We start from the raw sequence: 17,695 nt of genomic DNA, 5'->3' as shown, positions 1-17,695 counted from the left end.
CTGCACCGCGGGCTGATGCGACGCAGCAGTCGGCCGCCGGCAAGCGGCGTCGTGACGGACGTCGCCTCAGGCTGCCGAACGGTAGCGGTGCGCCTGCATGCGCAGTCGGACGCGCCCGGCGGAAATCGCACGCGGTTCGGGCACCACCGTTTCGTGATGAAACATTTCCTGCCGGAAGTGGCCGCCGTCGTCGAACCACTGGCAGATGAGCCAGTCGGCATCGTCGAACACGACCGGCCCGGCATACGTGACCGTCATGCGCGGGCCGCCGGTTTTCAGCGTCACGACATCGCCGACGCGAAAGCCGTTGCTGTGATTTTCTCGGATTTTCATCGCTCTCTCGATTTTTTATATATTCATTTTCCGGCGGCCCGCTGACAGGTCTTTCGGATACGCGGCAGATTACCAATCCAATAAATAACCGGCAACTCCCGAATACCCGAAAACATCGACCTGAAAATCGCAACGATACGCGGCAGCGGTTCGCGCGGCGGGCTTCTGACACCATATTCGGCGCGGCTTGCGCGCCGAATATGGTCAAACAGCCGGAATGCGGAGAATAAACGATGAATTTCGCGCCGTCATCGAACTTCAAATCGGCGGCGGTTTCGATTGATTACTGTCAATCGGTTTTCGGCTGGAAACGTTCCCACGTTTTATCGGCGCTCATTGTTCGAACCGGACGGGCGAATTGTCCGGCGCCGAAAACCAGCGATTGAGGTCGCGCCCCGGCACCGCCGCCTGCGTGAACGTGAACGTGCCGTCGCGCGCCATTTCCGTCGCGGCGCGCAGGAACGCGCCGAATGCGGCCCGCGCCAGCGCGCCGCCGACGCTGACACGCTTCACGCCGAGCGCCGCGAGCGCCTCGAGGCTCAGCAACCCGCCCTGCAGCCCCATCACGACGTTGACCGGCGCGCCGACCGCGCGCGTGATCGCCGCGATCTCGTCGGGATCGGTCACGCCCGGTGCGTAGAGCACGTCGGCGCCGGCGTCGCGGTACGCGACGAGCCGCGCGATCGTGTCGGCAAGGTCGGGACGGCCATGCAGATAGTTTTCGCAGCGCGCGGTCAGCGTGAACGGAAACCGCAGCGAGCGCGCCGCGTCGACCGCCGCCGCGATGCGCTCGACCGCCAGGTCGTGCGGGTAGATCGGCGCGTCGGCGCGGCCGGTCGCATCCTCGATCGAGCCGCCCACCGCGCCGGCGTCGGCCGCCAGGCGAATCGTCTCGGCGACCGCGTCGGGCGCGTCGCCGAAGCCGTTCTCGAGATCGGCGCTGACCGGCAGGCCGCCCGCGGCGACGATCTCGGCGATGTGGCCAAGCATTTCGTCGCGGTCGATCGCGTTGTCGGGCCGCCCCCTCGAAAAGGCGAAGCCGGCGCTCGTGGTGGCAAGCGATTCGAAGCCGGCCATCGCGAGCAGCCGGGCGGAACCGGCATCCCACGGGTTCGGGATGATGAAGGCCCCGCGGCGCGTGTGCAGCGCGCGGAAGGTTTCGGCCTGGCGGAACTGCACGTTGGAATCGGACATTGCGGTCTCCTCGGAATGGAGACGTCAGCATACGCGCGCGCGATACCGCGACGGTTCAGCGCGCGGTGAAATATCGACGTGGATGCCGGGGCCTCGCGCGCGGCGCGGTGTGCCGCCAGTCACGCCGCCGTGCGGCTACACGACGTACGCGCCCTTCGCATGCAGTTCCGCTTCCGTGCGCTCGAGCGCCGCGATCGCATCGCTGCCTTCCATCGCCAGCAACTGCGCGACCAGCGCCTCGGCCATCGCATGTGCGGCGACCAGCGACGGAAAGAACGACGGGCTGTCGTGCGTGAAGATCAGCTGCGCGTCCGCATGCAGCGCGATCGGCGACACCGCGCTGTCCGTGATCGCGACGATCTTGCTGCCCTGCGCCTTCGCCGCCTGCGCGACGCGCGTCGCTTCCGCGGAATACGGCGCGAAACTGATGATCACCGTCACGCTCTGCTTCGCGATCGTGCGCAGCTCCATCTCGAGCGAGCCGGCGACGCCGTTGAGCAACGACACGGTCGGCCGGAACAGCCGATAGCCGTATACGAATCCGAACGCGACCGGATAGCAGGACCGAAACCCCGCGACGTGCACGTGCGATGCCTTGCGGATCAGTTTCGCGGCGTCGGCGAGCGCGTGCTCGTTCTGTGCGGCGGTGGCGACGAGATTGTGCTGCTGGGCGGCAAGGAGATCGTGCGCGAGCGACGCCTTCGCGTCGGGCCGCACGAGCGAACGCGCGCGCTGCGTAAGTGGCTCGGGACGCGCGCGCACGCGCGCGACGCACAGGTCGCGCAGCTCGTTCCAGCCGGGGAAACCGAATTGCTGCGCGAGCCGCACGAGCGACGCGGGCTGAACCTGCGCGCGCTGCGCGACCTTGCGCATCGACGAGGTGGCAACCTCGTCGGGATGATCGAGCAGAAATGCAGCGCCCGCCTGGAATTGCGGGCTCAGTTCGGAAAATTGCGCCCGGATCCGGGACGCGAGTTCATCGAAATTGGCAGCCATCTTGGTGAGAACGGGAACCGGTCGTCCATGGTATCACCGGCCCCGTCCGCACCGGTGCACCGGTCAGCGCAGCACTTCGACGTGATCGGCGTCGACCTTCACCTTGCCCGACCACTTGCGCTCGAACTCGCCGGTCAGCTTCACTTCGCTCTTGTCGCTGACGGGCTGGCCGGCCGCCCACAGCTTCTTGTCGATCTCGACGCGGATCGTGCCGGTTGCATCGGCGAACTCGTAGTCCTCGCCGCCGGTGTGCTTGACGATGCGCCCCTGCAGTTGCACGTGCTGGTCGTCCTTGCCGTTCGCGAGCAGTTCCTTCACGGTCGTCGTGGTCAGCGTGGACGGCCCCGTGTATTCCGCGTAGACGGCGGCGGGCAGCACGGCGAGCGCGATCGCCAGGATTCTCGTCAGGTGTTTCATGATCTCGTTCCTCCATTTTTTCGAGTGCGCCGCGCTCCCGTTGAACGCGACGGCCCCGAGATTACGGAGCGTAAGATTAAGCAAACCTGAAGGCCGTCCGCCGCGGCATGCCGTCGCGGCCTTTCGGTGCGCGAACGCACGGAGGCGCCCGTGTTTAAGCTCGGCCTAAGACACCTGCGCTTATCATGGGAACCCCGGGCGCCACGCCCGCCAACGGACACGAATCCATGCGCGTATTGCTCGTCGAGGACGATCCGCTGATCGGCAGCGGGCTCGAACAGGGCCTCAAACAGGAAGGCTTCGCGGTCGACTGGGTCAAGGACGGCGACGCCGCGACGCTCGCGCTGCGCGCCACCAGCTACGGCCTGCTGCTGCTCGACCTCGGGCTGCCGAACCGCGACGGCCTGTCGGTGCTCGCGTCGCTGCGCCGCCGCGACGAAACCCTGCCCGCGATCATCATCACCGCGCGCGACGGCGTGCCGGACCGCATCGCCGGCCTCGACAGCGGCGCCGACGACTACCTCGTCAAGCCGTTCGTGCTCGAGGAACTGCTCGCGCGCATTCGCGCGGTCAACCGCCGCCACGCGGGGCGCGCGCAGACGACGCTCGCGATCGGTCCGCTGCGGCTCGATCCCGTCAAGCACCTGGTCTGGCTCAACGACGACGAAGTCACGCTGTCGCCGAAGGAATTCGTGCTGCTGCACGAACTGATGCGCGACCCCGGCGCGGTGATTTCGCGCGAACAGTTCGAGGAACGGCTGTACAGCTGGGGCGAGGAAATCGAAAGCAACGCGGTGCAGGTACACATCCACAACCTGCGCAAGAAACTCGGCCACGACATGATCCGCACGGTGCGCGGCGTCGGCTACCGGATCGGTGACGGAGCATGACGCATCTGCAACACGCGATCGCGCGCTGGCGCAGCGCATCGCTGCGGCGGCGCCTGTTGATGTGGCTGCTGCCGGCCGCGTGCGTGATCGGGCTGGTCGCGAGCGCGGGCACCTACTGGGGCGCGCTGCGCGAGCTCGACGATCTCCTCGACGATCAAATGCGCAGCATGTCGAAGCAAATCGTCGTCGGTCCGAACGGCGAACTGTCGTTCCGCGATCACGGCGAAGGCAAGCACGACTTCGAGGCCAGCGATCCCGACGCCGTGCTGCTGCAGGTCTGGCGCAACGGCACGCTGGTTTACTCGACCGATCGCAAGTCCGCGCTGCCGCCGCCCGCGCAGACGGGCATCGGCAGCGTCGACGTCGGCGGCCAGCCGTGGCGCACCTACGTGACCGAACGCGGCGGCACGACGATCCGCCTCGCGCAGGCGCGCCACGCGCGCTGGGAAGCGATCGCGGGCATCGCGGTGCACCTGCTGTGGCCGGTGTTCTCGATGCTGCCGGTGCTCGCGATCGGGCTGTGGTTCGGCATCGGCGCGGGGCTTCGGCCGCTGCGCACGATCGCATCCGGCCTGAAGCGCAGGAATGCGAACAATCTCGAACCGGTCGACATCGCGTCGATGCCGAACGAAGTCCGCCCGCTCGCCGAAGCGATCAATGATCTGCTCGCGCGGCTCGACCGCTCGTTCACGCTGCAGCGCCACTTCATCGCCGATGCCGCGCACGAATTGCGCACGCCGATCATGGGGCTGTCGATCCAGTCGCAGTTGCTGCGGCGCGCGTCGACGGCCGACGAACGCGAGCAGATCCTCGCGCAGATCCAGGCCGGCACGACGCGCCTCGGCCACCTCGCCGAACAGCTGCTGACGCTCGCACGCCTCGAACCCGACGCGCAGGCGTCCGCCGCGGCCTCCGCGCCCGTCGATCTCGCCGCGCTGTGCCGCTCGGTGGTCGCCGACCGCACACGCGTCGCGGATGCGCACCATATCGACCTCGGCGCGATCGTGTCGTCGCCGGTGATGGCCGCGGGCAACATGGACACGTTGCGCGTGCTGCTGAACAACCTCGTCGACAACGCGATCCGCTACGCGGGCAACGGTGCGCGCGTCGACGTGTCCGCGCGCCTCGACGGCGCGACGCCCGTGCTCGAAGTCGCCGACGACGGCCCCGGTATTCCGGAAGCCGAACGCACGGACGTATGGGAGCGCTTCTATCGCGGCGAAGGCGCGCAGGCGGCCACGTCTTCGGGCAGCGGGCTCGGCCTGTCGATCGTCAAGCGGATCGCCGAACAGCATCGCGCGACGGTCGCGCTCGGCACGACGCAAGGCGGGCGCGGGCTGACCGTGACGGTGCGTTTTCCCGCGCCGGCCTGACGCTCGCCCGATGGCCGGCTTTTCCACAGATTGTGTTGGCAAGCTTGTGGACAACCGGCCGCTAACGACGGCAAGCGATTGATCCGAAAGGGTTTGGCGGTCGTGCGCAGCGAATGCGCCAAACCGCGCCGGACACGCTCGCGTCTCGACGCGACATCGCGTACCGATCCCCTCTCCTGCCAAACGCGGATTTCCTGGCCGTGTCGAACGACGACGCCGAGTTCATGAAACGGCGGCCGGGATTCATGTCGACCCGGCTTCATCGCGCAATCGCCACGCGGACTTCTCCACAGAAAATGTTGGCAAGCTTGTGGATATCCTGCGCACCGCGACGCTAAGCCCTTGATCCGACGGACTTTGGCACGCGTGATGCAGACGCGGCGCGCGCCGCGCCGTCGTACGCGCCGGTTCGCCGCACTTCGCATCACGATGCCACGTCGATGTGCGATCCGATGTGCATTCCAATATGCGTTCGATATGCGACGCAATCGTCGCGCCACTTACCCACAGATTTTGTTGGCAAGCTTGTGGATATCCTGCGCACGCATCGCCTAACCCGTTGATCGGCCAACGATTCATGCGCCGCGCCACCGTTGCGGCAGCGCGCGGTCCGCTCACGCGCACGATCGGACGATCCGGCGCAACCGCGGCACCCCGAACGCAGCTTGACGTTCATGTACGCGACGCGTCAGGATCACACGAACCGCACGCGGCCGCGCATCGCGCGACTGCACGCGCGGCGCCACGTGCGGGCCCTTCGGCCCGCATCGGACAACGACACATCATCCGAGGAAGACCATGGAACACTTCACCGCAGGGCAGTTGATCGTCTCGCTCGTGCTCGTCGCGATCGTCGTCTATCCGTATGTCCGAATCGTTCGGCGTACCGGACATTCAGGCTGGTGGATCCTGACGATGTTCATCCCGGTCCTGAACTTCATCATGTTGTGGGTGTTCGCGTTCGCGCGCTGGCCGTCGGTCGACGATCGGCATGGCTGAACATCGAGCGGGCTTGTCCACAGATTGTGTTGGCAAGCTTGTGGATAGCCTGCGCATACCGCGATCAAGCGCTTGATCCGAAAGGTTTTGTCCATGCCGCTTCGAATCGTGCAGGCAGGCCCGCGGCATACCGACGCGCGCCCGCCGCGCGCCGAACGCGACCGCTCGCGGGCTTGTCCACAATTTTTGTTGGCAAGGATGTGGATATCCTGAGCATGCGTGACCTAAGTCGTTGATCGCACAACGTTTCGCCCTGCCGGTCACGACCGCGGCACGGCGTGCCTCCATCGCTTCGCCCATCCGTCGATGAACGCACGCCGCGCCACGCGCTCAGGCGAACGTCGCGACCGCGATGCGCGCGGCGGCGGCGATCACGTCGTCCTTCGCCTTCGCATCGGCACGCGCCTGCGTGTAGTACACGACGAGCACGATCGGCGCACGCGACGGCGGCCAGATCACTCCTGCATCGTTCGTCGTCCCGTAGTCGCCGGTGCCGGTCTTGTCGGCCACCTGCCACCCGGCCGGCACGCCCGCGCGAATCCGCTTGTCGCCGACCTTGTTGCCGCGCAGCCACGCGATGAGCCGTGCACGCTGCACGGGCGGCAGCGCGTCGCCGAGCGTGAGCACGCGCATGCTCGCGGCCATCGCGGCGGGCGTCGTCGTGTCGCGCGGGTCGCCCGGCAACGCGGTGTTCAGTTCGGTCTCCCAGCGATCGAGCCGAAACATGTCGTCGCCGATCGAGCGTGCATACGCGGTCACCGCCTCCGGCCCGCCGATCAGCTTCATCGCCAGGTTCGCGGCCGAGTTGTCGCTGTACTGGATCGCCGCCTCGCACAACTCGGCGACGGTCATGCCGGTGCCGACGTGCTTGCCCGACACCGGCGAGTAGTTCACGAGATCGGACTGCGCGATCGTCACGCGCTGCTGCAGCAGCCCCGGGTGCTCGACGCTCTGCGCGAGCACCGCCGCGCTCAGCATCGCCTTGAACGTGCTGCAGAACGGGAAGCGCTCGTCCGCGCGATGCAGCGCGTGCAGGCCGCTCGCGGTGTCGATCGCGCACACGCCGAGACGGCCGCCCGCCGCGCGCTCGAGCGCGGCAAACGACGTCGCGGACGAAACGTCCCGCCCCGCGGCCGGCGGCGACGCACACGCGGCGACGGTCAGGACGAGCGGCGCCGTTGCGGCGGCCAGCAACAGGGTTCGACGTTGCGATGAGTAGGTCATGTCGTGTCTCTCGTGGTGGATGAATACGGAACGGCCGGCCGCCGAGACAGCACTATCGTGACTTTACGGTTGCCTGACAAGCAACGATAATTGAGCGCTGCCACAAGAAATTCTTATGACCAAGCTCCGCCCTCATCTTCCGCTGAATGCCTTGCGCGCGTTCGAATCGTCGGCGCGCCACCTGAACTTCACGCGCGCCGGCCTCGAGCTGAGCGTGACCCAGGCCGCCGTCAGCCAGCAGGTGCGCTCGCTCGAGGAGCGGCTCGGCTGCGCGCTGTTCACCCGGCTGCCGCGCGGCCTCGGGCTCACCGACGAAGGGCGCGCGCTGCTGCCGGTGCTCAGCGACGCATTCAGCCGGATCGAGACCGTGCTCAAGCAGTTCGAGGGCGGGCGCTTCCACGAGGTGCTGACGCTCGGCGCGGTCGGCACCTTTGCCCTAGGCTGGCTAATGCCACGGTTGAAGCGCTTCGGCGACACGCACCCGTTCGTCGAGCTGCGGCTGCGGACCAACAACAACGTCGTCGACCTCGCGGCCGAGGGCCTCGATTTCGCGATCCGCTTCGGCGAAGGCAACTGGCCGGCGACGCGCAACGAGCGGCTGCTCGACGCACCGCTCACCGCGCTGTGCGCGCCGGAGATCGCGCGGCGTCTCGCACGGCCGGCCGATCTCGCGAACGAAACGCTGCTGCGCTCGTACCGCACCGACGAATGGCTCGGCTGGTTCGACGCCGCGCAGCTCGAACCGTGGGCGGTGAACGGGCCCGTGTTCGATTCGTCGCGGCTGATGGTCGAGGCCGCGATGCAGGGCGCGGGCATCGCGCTCGCGCCGGCCTGCATGTTCGCGCGCGAATTGCAGCTCGGCCAGCTCGCGCGGCCGCTCGACATCGACGTGCGCGCGGGCGGCTACTGGCTCACGTCGCTGAAGTCGAAGCCGCTCACGCCGGCGATGACGCTGTTCCGCGACTGGATCGTTGCGGAAGCGGCCGACGCGGCGCCGGTCGAATGATGGCGCCGTGCTTGTCCACAGATTGTGTTGGCAAGGGTGTGGATATCCTGGGTACCCGGGGCCTAACCCGTTGATCGTGCACGAATTACCGCGCCGATGCACGCATCGGGCAGCCCGTGCGCAAAGGCGCGAGCCTGCCGGCCGCCGCGCGCCCGATCCTCAACCATCAGGAAGCAATCGCGTCAGACTTATCCACAGATTTTGTTGGCAAGCCTGTGGATATTCCACCAATGTGACGCGTAACATCCTGATACAAAAGGGGATTCAGTAGATCGGGCCAGACAGGTCAATGACGCGGCATCGTTTGCGGCCTCGAGGCCTGCACCACGCAGCCGGTTTTGGGGGCCGGACGGTTCTCCACAGATTGTGTTGGCAAGCTTGTGGATATCCTGCGCACCGGCGGGCTAACTCGTTGAGCGCACGGGGTTTTGTGCGCGCCGCGCAGGATTGGGCAGCACCGGCGCGGGCCGTGTGGCCGACGCCCGCGCTGCCGGTTCATCAATGGCGGTCGAGCCCGCCGCGCAAATCACGCGCCTTGTCGCGCAGCGCCTCGTATCCGGAACGCGCATGTTCGGGCAGGTCGGGATCGCCGATCAGCGCGCCGAGCGTTTCGATCAGGCTGAACAGGATGCCCTTCGCCGCGCCAGCCGCGATGCTCTGCGACTCGATCGACTTGTGCAGGTGGTCGACCGCCGCTTCCAGATTCTCGAGCTTGTGCTCGCCGTCGTCGGGCCGATTGTCGGTCGTCATCGTAGGTGCCTCCGCCATCGTTCAAGGGTCATGTCACGATTCTATGCCGCTGCGCGCGGACGTGGCGCGACATCGCGCAACGTCCGTGCAGGCCGCTGCACGACTACAGCACCGCGACCACCTTCACCCGCCCCGGCTGCGCCGCCGCCGCGACCACCTGGCCATCGACGCGCCGGAACGTCAGCGATACGGTTTCGTCGCCGACCCGCAGTTCGTCGATGCGCAGCCAGTCGACGCCTTCGGGCAGCGCCGGGCGCTCGACGCGCACTTCGTGGCGCGCCGCGTCCACGCTCACGCCGAGACAGGCCTGCAGCATCATGAACGGCGCACCGGCCGCCCACGCCTGCGGCAGGCAAGCGACCGGATAAGCCGTCGGCGGCTCGCCGCGCCGGCGCGGGAACCCGCAGAACAGCTCCGGCAGCCGCATCTCGAAACTGACCGCGGCTTCGAACAGCGCGCGCAGCAGGTTCACCGCGGCCGTCTTGTCGCCGTAGCGCGCAAGCCCGCGCGCGATCAGCGCATTGTCGTGCGGCCACACCGAACCGTTGTGATAGGCCATCGGATTGAAGCGCGGCTGGCCGGCCGCGAGCGTGCGAATGCCCCAACCCGTCTGGAACAGCGTCGAGCCGAGCACGCCGGCGACCGCCGCGCCGCGCTCGGCGTCGGGCAGCCCGAACGCGAGCAGATGGCCCGCGTTCGACGCCAGCACGCGGCACAGGTCGCCGTGACCGTCGAGCGCGATCCCGTAGAACTCGCCCTCCGGCATCCAGAACAGCGCGTCGACCTGGTCGCGCAGCGCCTTCGCGCGCAACGCGTAGCGCGTCGAGTCAGCCGCGTGGCCGCGCCGGTGCGAGCACATCGACATCGCATCGAGCGCCGCGCACGCATACGCCTGCACTTCGACCAGCGCGATCGGGCCGTCGGGGAAGCGCCCGTCCGCGTGGAACACCGAATCGTGGCTGTCCTTCCAGCCCTGGTTCGCGAGGCCGCGCTCCGACGTGCGCTGGTAATCGAGCAGCCCGTACGGATTGCGGTCGCACTTGTCGATCACCCACTGCGCGGCGCGCTCGAGCGCGGGCCACAGCTCGTCGATCAGCGCGTCGTCGCCGGTGTGTTCGACGTACGCGCCCGCGAGCACGATGAACAGCGGGGTCGTGTCGACGCCGCCGTAATACAGCGCGAACGGCACCTCGCCCGTCGCGGCCATCTCGCTGCGGCGGAACTCGTGCATGATCTTGCCGGGCTCCGCGTCGCGAAACGCGGACGTCTCGCGCGCCTGGTGCTCCGCGAGAAAGCGCAGCACGCCGCGCGCGAGCGACGGCTGCAGCCACAGCATCTGCAGCGACGTGATCACCGCGTCGCGGCCGAACGGCGTCGAGAACCACGGAATGCCCGCATACGGATACGGCCCGGTGTCGAGCTGCGTCGTGAGCAGCCCGAGATCCGCGAGCGACCGGTCGAGCCATGCGTCGAACAGCGGATTGCCGGTGTTCACGCGCGCCATCGACTCGCGCCGCGAGCGCATCTCGCGATGCACGCCGACGAGCGCGGTGCGCAGCGCGACGCGGCCGCATCCCGGGCCTTCCCCGTCGTGCGCGGGGCCGAGCGTCGCGTCGACGGTCAGGTAGATCGACACGCACGCCTGCGCGGCGATCGTCAGCGTGTAATCGGCGCGATCGACCGACAGCGCGTCGGGCGCCGGCGAGAAATGCACGGTCACGTTGCGCTCGACCTTGTCGAGGCCGTCGTAGCGCAGCCGCACCGCCCCGGCGTCGACGCGCGGCGCGACCACCGTGCCGCGCTTCGGGCGCGGCGTGCCGCGCACTTCGAACATGTCCTTGAAATCGGCCGCGAACGACAGCGACAGCGGCACCTCGGCCTCGCTCGCGCCGTAGTTCGTCAGCGTCAGCGCTTCGTACAGCACGTCGCCCGCGAGCACGCGCATCCGTTCGATGTGGATCACGCCCTCGGGCGTCTCGCGGCCGCCGAGCGGCGGCAGCGGGCGGTTCGTCAGGTGCGCGGTGAACGACGCGTTGTCCGCGCTCGTCGCGCCCGACAGCAGCGACGGCGCGCGGCCGCCGAAGGTCAGGCGCCATGTCGACAGCACGCGCATGTCGTCGACGAACAGGCCGTCGTCATGGCCGCCGATGTCGCCGAGCGCGTCGCTGACGACGAACGCATCGCCGGATTTCAATACGTACTGGTTGTTGCGTGCGAGTGCCTGCGGATCGGCTTCGGGGGCGATGAACGCGGCGCCCGTCGCCTGGGTGGGGGGAACCGGCGCGACTTGCGGCGCCTGCGTCGTGGTGGCTTCGGCGTGATTCGGCATCGATGCTCCTGTGTCGAGGCGCAACGCGCGGTGCGCGTCGCGTGTTTCGCACAGGATAGGCCAGAACGGGGAGTGCGCGCAGCGACGAAAAAGACGCGACCCCCGCGGCGTTGCCGTCGCCGCACGAGGTCGCGCACAGGCACATCAGGCAGCGCTCAGAATTTCCACAGGATGTTGCCGAGCACCGCGTTGTCACGCACGCCGCTGCCGTACTGGCCGCTGAACGTGAGGCCGAGCGTCAGGCGCTTCGTGATGGTCGCGTCGATACCCGCTTCGAGCACCGCGCTGTCGCGAGCAATCGGCACGCCCGACACCTGGAACGACGTACCGCCGTTCGCGAACGTGAACGCCGACGACGGCTGCACGTTGCCGAACGCGTGCCGCCAGCCGACCGTCCCGCGCGCGGTGAACGTGCCGCTCGCGATCGTGCCGAGCTGCGACGCGGCACGCACGCCGAGCGTCGAGAAACCGACGTGGGTCGTCTCGCCGCCGGCGCGCAGCGCGGCCGCGCCGCCGCTTTCCGTATAGCCGTCGGTATGCAGGTTCACGTAGGCAAGACCCGCGAACGGTTCGAGCGCGACCGGCCCGACCGGCAGCGCATAGCCGACTTCGCCGAACACCTGCGCGGAATGCGCGTTGTAGCCGGCCGAATCGTGATCGGAGAAGCCCGCGAAGCCCGGATTGCGGTCGCTGTTGATCCGGTACCACGTGTACGACGCGCCGCCGCGCACGCCGAGCGCACCGTACTGCGCGCCGCCGTACAGCGACAGGTAATAGCTGTTGACCGACGCCGACGAGCTCTGGTCGTTGTCGAGCGAGCTGTGCGTGACCCCGGCGGCCAGGCCGGCCCGCCACTTGTCGTTGAGCGCCATGTCGGCACCGGCGATGAAGCCCGTCATGCTGCGGTTGATCGCCGACGTGTTGCCGTCGCCCGCGAGCCTGCTGCGGCCGCCGAACGCCTGCCCCCAGACCACCGGCTGATACGGCGTGCCGCCATAGCATCCTTCGCGCGAACCGATCCGGCGCTCCGGCGGCAACGTCGGGTCGGCGACACCGGCCGTGTTGTCGCCGCACAGCGCGGCGCCGCCCGACGACAGCGCGGCGAGCGGCCCCGATCCGGGTGCGAGGCCCTGGCGCACGCGATCGGTGACGGCATCGCGCACGTAGCGGCTGTCGAGCAGCAGCATGCTCTTCAGGCTCGCCTGCAGTTCGCCGTCGAGCATCCCGTAGGCCCGGCGCGCGGTGGCCGCGTCGGTCGTCAGTATCGTGTCGTACAGCGGATTGCCCGTGCCGAGCGCGCCGATCGCGGTCGCGACCGCGCGCTGGTTCGGCGTCGTCGCGACATCGGGCAGCGACGTGCCGTTCGTGACGAGCTGCAGGTACACGTGGTCCGGATCGTAGCTGAGCGTCGGCATCAGGAACGCGTAGTTCGAATTCACCTGGCTGAACGTGCCCTGCACGCCCGACGATGCGGTGAGGATCGTGTACTTCGTGGTCGGCTGGTAGCTGGCCTGGTTCGCGAGCACCTGCACGGTGCCGCCGTTCAGCGTGGCCGCGCCGCTCGCCGCGATGCTGCCGCCCTGCTGCGGCGTGACCGCGACCTGCAGCGTCGAGCCCGGCTGGAACGTGACGTTGCCGGCGACGTTCAGCGCCGCGCCCGGCTGCGACACGGCCGCGAACGCGCCGCTCTGCACGACGACCCCGCCGACCGTGCCGGTGCCCGTCAGCGTCGCGCCGCTCTGCACGGTCACGGTCGACTGGCCGAGCGAACCGTCGACGGCGAGCGTGCCCGCGGCGACGGTGGTGGGACCGCTCAGCGTACTGAGGCCCGTCAGCGTCAGTTGTCCGCTGCCGGCCTGGGTCAGCGAGCCGGTGCCGGACAGCACGCTCGCGAGCGTCACGTGGGCGGACTGGTTGAAGATCAGCGCGCCATTGTCGACGACATTGCCGACCACGCTGCCCGACGTACCGCCGTTGCCGAGCTGCAGCGTGCCGCCCGCCGCGATCGTCGTGCCGCCCGTGTACGTGTTCGCGCCCGTCAGCGTCTGGATGCCGGTGCCCGCGACCGTCAGGCCGCCGGTCCCGCCGATCACCCCGCCGAACACGCCGCTGGCGGTTCCGCCCAGCGTCAGCGCGTTGCCGCCGAGGCTCACGTTGCTGCCGGCCACGCCCGACAGCGCGCCGAGCGTTTGCGCGCCCGTCGCGCCGCTCAGGTCGAGCGTCGCGCCGGTGCCGGCGAGGTTCACCGGGCCCGTCGCCGCCAGGCTGCCGCCCGCGCCGACCGCCAGCGTGCCCGCGTTGATCGTCGTGCCGCCGGTATACGTGTTCGCGCCCGTCAGCGTCGTGGTCGCCGCGCCGTCCTTCACGAGCGCGCCCGTGCCGGAGATCGCGCCGCTCAATCCGAGCGTATTGCTGCCGCCGAGCGTCAGCGTCGCGCCCGTGCCGAGAGCAACCGCATTCGTCATCGACAGGTTCGTGTTCGTATCGAGCGTCGCCGCGCCGCCGACGTTCAGCGCGCCGGTGCCGAGTGCCGCGGCGTTGCCGAGCACCAGGCCGCCGCTATTGAGGTTCGTGCCGCCCGAATAGGTGCTTGCGCCGTTCAGCGTCTGCGTGCCGGTGCCGGCCAGCGTCAGGCTGCCGGTCCCGCCGATCGCCCCGTTGAACGTGCCGCTGCCCGTCCCGCCCAGCGTCAGCGCGTTGGCGCCGATATTCACGTTGCTGCCGGCCACGCCCGACAGCGCGCCGAGCGTTTGCGCACCCGTCGCACCGCTCAGGTCGAGCGTCGCGCCCGCGTTCGCGAGATTCATCGCGCCGGTCGCGGCCAGGCTGCCGCCCGCGCCGACCGCCAGCGTGCCCGCGTTGATCGTCGTGCCGCCGGTGTACGTGTTCGCGCCCGTCAGCGTCGTGGTCGCCGCGCCGTCCTTCACGAGCGCGCCCGTGCCGGAGATCGCGCCGCTCAATCCGAGCGTATTGCTGCCGCCGAGCGTCAGCGTCGCGCCCGTGCCGAGAGCAACCGCATTCGTCATCGACAGGTTCGTGTTCGTATCGAGCGTCGCCGCGCCGCCGACGTTCAGCGCGCCGGTGCCGAGGGCCGCGGCGTTGCCGAGCACCAGGCCGCCGCTATTGAGGTTCGTGCCGCCCGAATAGGTGCTTGCGCCGTTCAGCGTCTGCGTGCCGGTGCCGGCCAGCGTCAGGCTGCCGGTCCCGCCGATCGCCCCGTTGAACGTGCCGCCGGTCGTCCCGCCCAGCGTCAGCGTGTTGGCGCCGAGATTCACGGTCGTGCCGGCCACGCCGTCCAGCGCGCCGATCGACTGCGTGCCCGCGGTCGCACCGCTCAGGTCGAGCGTCGCGCCCGCGTTCGCCAGATTCATCGCGCCGGTCCCCGCCAGGCTGCCGCCCGCGCCGATCGCCAGCGTGCCTGCGTTGATCGTCGTGCCGCCCGTATACGTGTTCGCGCCCGTCAGCGTCACGGTCGCCGCGCCGTTCTTCACCAGCGCGCCCGTGCCGGAAATCCCGCCGCCCAGCCCGAGTGCATTGCTGCCGCCCAGCGTGAGCGCCGTGCTCGCGCCGAGATCGATCGCGTTGCCGATCGCCAGGTTCGTGGTCGCATCGAGCGTCGCCGCGCCGCCGACGGTCAGCGTGCCGGTACCGAGGGCCGCGGCATTGCCGAGCGCGAGGACGCCCGCGTTCAGCGTCGTGCCGCCCGTGTAGTTGTTCGCACCGTTCAGCGTCAGCGTCGCCGCGCCGTTCTTCACGAGCCCGCCGCCGCCGGAGATCGTGCCGCCGAGCCCGAGATCGGTGCTGCCGACCACGGTCAGCGTCGTGCCGGTGGCGACGTTGATGCCGTTCGCGAGCGACACGTTGGTGGTCGCATCGAGCGTCGACGAGCCGTTGACGTTCACCGCGCCCGAACCCAGCGCCGCGTTGCTGCCGACGACGAGGTTGCCGCCGTTCAGGTTCGTGCCGCCCGTATACGTGTTCGTGCCGGTCAGCGATTGCGTGCCGGGGCCGGACAGCGTCACGCTGCCCGCACCGCCGATCGTGCCCGCGTAGGTCGCGTTGACGGTGCCGTCGAGCGTCAGCGTGTTGGCGCCGAGGGTCACGTTCGTGCCGGCCGCGCCGGACAGCGCGCCGATCGTCCGCGCGCCCGACGCGCCGCCCAGGTCGAATGTCGCGCCCGCGCCGGTCAGGTTCACCGTGCCGGTCGCCGCGAGACTGCCCGCACCGCTCAGCGCAAGCGTGCCGCTGACGATCGTCGTGTCGCCCGTGTAGGTGTTCACGCCGCTCAGTGACAGCGTCGCCGCGCCGTTCTTCACCAGGCCGCCGTTTCCGCTGATCGTGCCGGACAGCCCGAGGTCGTTGCTGCCGCCGAGCGTCAGCGTCGCACTGTTGTTGAGATTGACCGCATTGTTGAGCGTGACGCTCGCGCTCGTGTCGAGCGACGCCGCCGCATTGACGTTCAGCGCGCCCGTGCCGAGCGCCAGGTTGTTGCCGGCCACGAGGCCGCCGCCGTTCAAGTTCGTGCCGCCCGCATAGGTGTTGGCGCCCGACAGCGTCAGCGTGCCGCCGTCGTTCTTCGTCAGCGCGCCGCTGCCCGATACCGTGCCCGACAGCGTGAGCCCCGTCGCGCCCTGCACCGTCAGCGCGGTGCCGAGCGCCACGTTGTTCGACACGTTGAGCCCCGCCGTGCCCGCCTGCAACGCACCGCCGTTGGCCGTGATCGTGCCCGTGCCGAGCGACGCGTTGTCGTTGATGATCGCGACGCCGCCCGCGAGCGTCGCGTCCTGCGCGGTCGACGGGCCGTTGATCGTCCAGTTGCCGCTCGTGACGTCGAGATGATTGAAGTTGATGTAATTGTTGACCGCGATCGTGCCGTTCGCTGAGGTGCCCTGCTGCAGGTTCAGCGTGTTGTTGCCGCCCGCGCCGCCGTCGACGATCCCCGTCGCCGCCACGTTGATCGTGTTCGGCCCGATCGTGATGTTGAACGCGCCGCCGGTGCCGCCCGCCGCGTTGACCGACGAGCCCGTCACCGCGTTGAACGTGTTGTTGCTGTTCGCGCCCATCGACACGCCGCCGTTGATCGTGCCCGAGTTCGTGAACGTGTTGCCCTGCCCGGGCGTACCGTTGGTGCCGAGCGACACGCGGCCGTTGATCGTCCCGCTGTTCGTCATGTTGACCGTGCCGCCGCCGTACGCGGCGACCACGGGTGCATCCGCGCCGGACAGCGTCGCGCCGACCAGCGGATTCGAGCCGATCGTGCCGGTGTTGTTGATGGTCGACGTGCCGCCGGTGCCGTTCTGGACCGACAGCGCCATGCCGGTCACGCCGCTGATCGCCACCCCGGTCGAGCCGTTCATCGTGCCGTTGTTGGTGACGGTGGTGCTGCTCGCCGACGCATTGCCGACCACCGCCCCGCTCGACAGCACGCCGAGCCCCGAGCCGAGCGCGGACGGGTCGATCAAGCCGTTGTTGGTCAGCGTGTTGTTGTTCCCGGTCAGCGACATCGCGGTGCCGCCGACGCCCAGCAGCACGCCGACGCTCGCGCCGGGATTGACGGTGACGTTCAGGTTGTTCGCGCTGTTCGCATAGCTCGGCGCCAGCGGATTCGCGACGCCCGAGCAGGTGACCGTGGTGCCCGCCGTGCTGCAGGTCGCGTACGCGGGAACGATGCCCGCGCCGGACAATGCCAGGAAAACCCCCGTCGGCAACAGGAATCTCGGAAACGGCTCCCCGCTCTTCTTCGAATGCGCAATGTTCATGCTTCCCCTCATCATCGGCATGGATGCTGATCGGACCGGCGACAGCGGAAAATCCGGGACGCAAGCGTGCCCTCCGGCGGTCGCGGAACGACGTCGGTTTATTCGTGGATGAACTGCTGGTTAATCGATTCTCGTTTGCGAACGCAAAACTAACCGGATGCCATGATCGCGACCCCTCGTTTTTTTATGCAGCGACTTTCTGGTTGATTTGATTTCCGCCTGCTTTTGTCAGACTAGGCTATATCAAAAAAATGCGGTTTTCCAGTCGATGTTTCGTTATCTGATCGAGGTCAATCGAATGCGTATTTTTTACTTGGGGAAATGCGTGAAGCGACCGGCTTACGCAGGCTTCCCGGTCATTCCGGAAAAATCCGGGGCCAAGCTACCGACGCCGCGGAATCCGTGAAAACACCGATATTTCGCAC

General features: G+C 68.5%; 12 protein-coding genes. 4 read left to right on the top strand and 8 right to left on the bottom strand.

Annotation, left to right across the window (positions count from 1 at the left end):
- Window positions 1-66: 66 nt before the first annotated feature.
- From WS46_RS25105 to WS46_RS25090, 4 genes are all read right to left on the bottom strand, one after another.
- Window positions 67-333, bottom strand: coding sequence for a YodC family protein (locus tag WS46_RS25105; RefSeq protein WP_059526900.1), 267 nt, complete (start codon window positions 331-333; stop codon window positions 67-69).
- A gap of 333 nt (window positions 334-666) precedes the next feature.
- Window positions 667-1,527 carry an oxaloacetate decarboxylase gene (locus WS46_RS25100; protein WP_059692108.1) on the bottom strand — a complete coding sequence of 287 codons (861 nt, stop codon included), beginning with the start codon at window positions 1,525-1,527 and terminating at the stop codon, window positions 667-669.
- Window positions 1,528-1,662: 135 nt separating this feature from the next.
- The gene (locus tag WS46_RS25095; protein WP_059526906.1) at window positions 1,663-2,523 is read right to left on the bottom strand and encodes a MurR/RpiR family transcriptional regulator; all 861 of its coding nucleotides are present in this window, start codon (window positions 2,521-2,523) and stop codon (window positions 1,663-1,665) included.
- A gap of 63 nt (window positions 2,524-2,586) precedes the next feature.
- A complete protein-coding gene (locus tag WS46_RS25090) occupies window positions 2,587-2,940 on the bottom strand; it encodes a YgiW/YdeI family stress tolerance OB fold protein (protein ID WP_059526909.1) in 354 nt (117 codons plus the stop codon).
- 227 nt (window positions 2,941-3,167) lie between these two features.
- Between WS46_RS25090 and WS46_RS25085 the strand changes: the two genes are divergently transcribed.
- The 3 genes from WS46_RS25085 (at window position 3,168) to WS46_RS25075 (ending at window position 6,202) form a co-directional block, all read left to right on the top strand.
- The gene (locus tag WS46_RS25085) at window positions 3,168-3,830 is read left to right on the top strand and encodes a response regulator (RefSeq protein ID WP_059692107.1); all 663 of its coding nucleotides are present in this window, start codon (window positions 3,168-3,170) and stop codon (window positions 3,828-3,830) included.
- Complete coding sequence (locus WS46_RS25080) at window positions 3,827-5,203, top strand: cell wall metabolism sensor histidine kinase WalK (protein ID WP_059692106.1); 1,377 nt, start codon at window positions 3,827-3,829, stop codon at window positions 5,201-5,203. Before WS46_RS25085 ends, WS46_RS25080 begins: the two co-directional genes overlap by 4 nt.
- Before the next feature lie 798 nt (window positions 5,204-6,001).
- The gene (locus WS46_RS25075; protein WP_059526917.1) at window positions 6,002-6,202 is read left to right on the top strand and encodes a hypothetical protein; all 201 of its coding nucleotides are present in this window, start codon (window positions 6,002-6,004) and stop codon (window positions 6,200-6,202) included.
- A 330-nt stretch (window positions 6,203-6,532) separates the two neighbouring features.
- Here WS46_RS25075 and blaPEN-bcc read toward each other — a convergent pair whose 3' ends face one another.
- Complete coding sequence (gene blaPEN-bcc, locus WS46_RS25070; RefSeq protein ID WP_059526920.1) at window positions 6,533-7,426, bottom strand: PEN family class A beta-lactamase, Bcc-type; 894 nt, start codon at window positions 7,424-7,426, stop codon at window positions 6,533-6,535.
- A gap of 115 nt (window positions 7,427-7,541) precedes the next feature.
- Between blaPEN-bcc and penR the strand changes: the two genes are divergently transcribed.
- Window positions 7,542-8,432, top strand: a complete 891-nt coding sequence (gene penR, locus WS46_RS25065) for a beta-lactamase transcriptional regulator PenR (RefSeq protein ID WP_059692105.1) — start codon at window positions 7,542-7,544, stop codon at window positions 8,430-8,432.
- 498 nt (window positions 8,433-8,930) lie between these two features.
- Here the strand turns inward: penR and WS46_RS25060 are convergent, their stop codons facing one another.
- The 3 genes from WS46_RS25060 to WS46_RS25050 all read right to left on the bottom strand — a co-directional run bounded on the left by WS46_RS25060 (window position 8,931) and on the right by WS46_RS25050 (window position 17,270).
- On the bottom strand, window positions 8,931-9,182 hold the full coding sequence (locus WS46_RS25060; protein WP_059527240.1) for a hypothetical protein: 252 nt from the start codon (window positions 9,180-9,182) through the stop codon (window positions 8,931-8,933).
- A 103-nt stretch (window positions 9,183-9,285) separates the two neighbouring features.
- Window positions 9,286-11,511, bottom strand: coding sequence for an amylo-alpha-1,6-glucosidase (locus WS46_RS25055; RefSeq protein ID WP_059692193.1), 2,226 nt, complete (start codon window positions 11,509-11,511; stop codon window positions 9,286-9,288).
- Between the two features lie 155 nt (window positions 11,512-11,666).
- On the bottom strand, window positions 11,667-17,270 hold the full coding sequence (locus tag WS46_RS25050) for an autotransporter domain-containing protein (protein WP_059692104.1): 5,604 nt from the start codon (window positions 17,268-17,270) through the stop codon (window positions 11,667-11,669).
- Between the last annotated feature and the right edge of the window lie 425 nt (window positions 17,271-17,695).

It is taken from the genome of Burkholderia sp. RF4-BP95 (genome assembly GCF_001521985.1).
GTDB classification, from domain to species: Bacteria; Pseudomonadota; Gammaproteobacteria; order Burkholderiales; family Burkholderiaceae; genus Burkholderia; species Burkholderia diffusa.
Note: the sequence above shows the minus strand (reverse complement) of the source record. Positions and strands in the feature narration are given on the sequence as shown.

Excerpts from the sequence above, each read along its gene's own strand:
- WS46_RS25105 (WP_059526900.1), bottom strand. The coding sequence starts at position 333 with ATGAAAATCCGAGAAAATCACAGCAACGGCTTTCGCGTCGGCGATGTC.
- WS46_RS25100 (WP_059692108.1), bottom strand. The coding sequence starts at position 1,527 with ATGTCCGATTCCAACGTGCAGTTCCGCCAGGCCGAAACCTTCCGCGCG.
- WS46_RS25095 (WP_059526906.1), bottom strand. The coding sequence starts at position 2,523 with ATGGCTGCCAATTTCGATGAACTCGCGTCCCGGATCCGGGCGCAATTT.
- WS46_RS25090 (WP_059526909.1), bottom strand. The coding sequence starts at position 2,940 with ATGAAACACCTGACGAGAATCCTGGCGATCGCGCTCGCCGTGCTGCCC.
- WS46_RS25085 (WP_059692107.1), top strand. The coding sequence starts at position 3,168 with ATGCGCGTATTGCTCGTCGAGGACGATCCGCTGATCGGCAGCGGGCTC.
- WS46_RS25080 (WP_059692106.1), top strand. The coding sequence starts at position 3,827 with ATGACGCATCTGCAACACGCGATCGCGCGCTGGCGCAGCGCATCGCTG.
- WS46_RS25075 (WP_059526917.1), top strand. The coding sequence starts at position 6,002 with ATGGAACACTTCACCGCAGGGCAGTTGATCGTCTCGCTCGTGCTCGTC.
- blaPEN-bcc (WP_059526920.1), bottom strand. The coding sequence starts at position 7,426 with ATGACCTACTCATCGCAACGTCGAACCCTGTTGCTGGCCGCCGCAACG.
- penR (WP_059692105.1), top strand. The coding sequence starts at position 7,542 with ATGACCAAGCTCCGCCCTCATCTTCCGCTGAATGCCTTGCGCGCGTTC.
- WS46_RS25060 (WP_059527240.1), bottom strand. The coding sequence starts at position 9,182 with ATGACGACCGACAATCGGCCCGACGACGGCGAGCACAAGCTCGAGAAT.
- WS46_RS25055 (WP_059692193.1), bottom strand. The coding sequence starts at position 11,511 with ATGCCGAATCACGCCGAAGCCACCACGACGCAGGCGCCGCAAGTCGCG.
- WS46_RS25050 (WP_059692104.1), bottom strand. The coding sequence starts at position 17,270 with ATGAACATTGCGCATTCGAAGAAGAGCGGGGAGCCGTTTCCGAGATTC.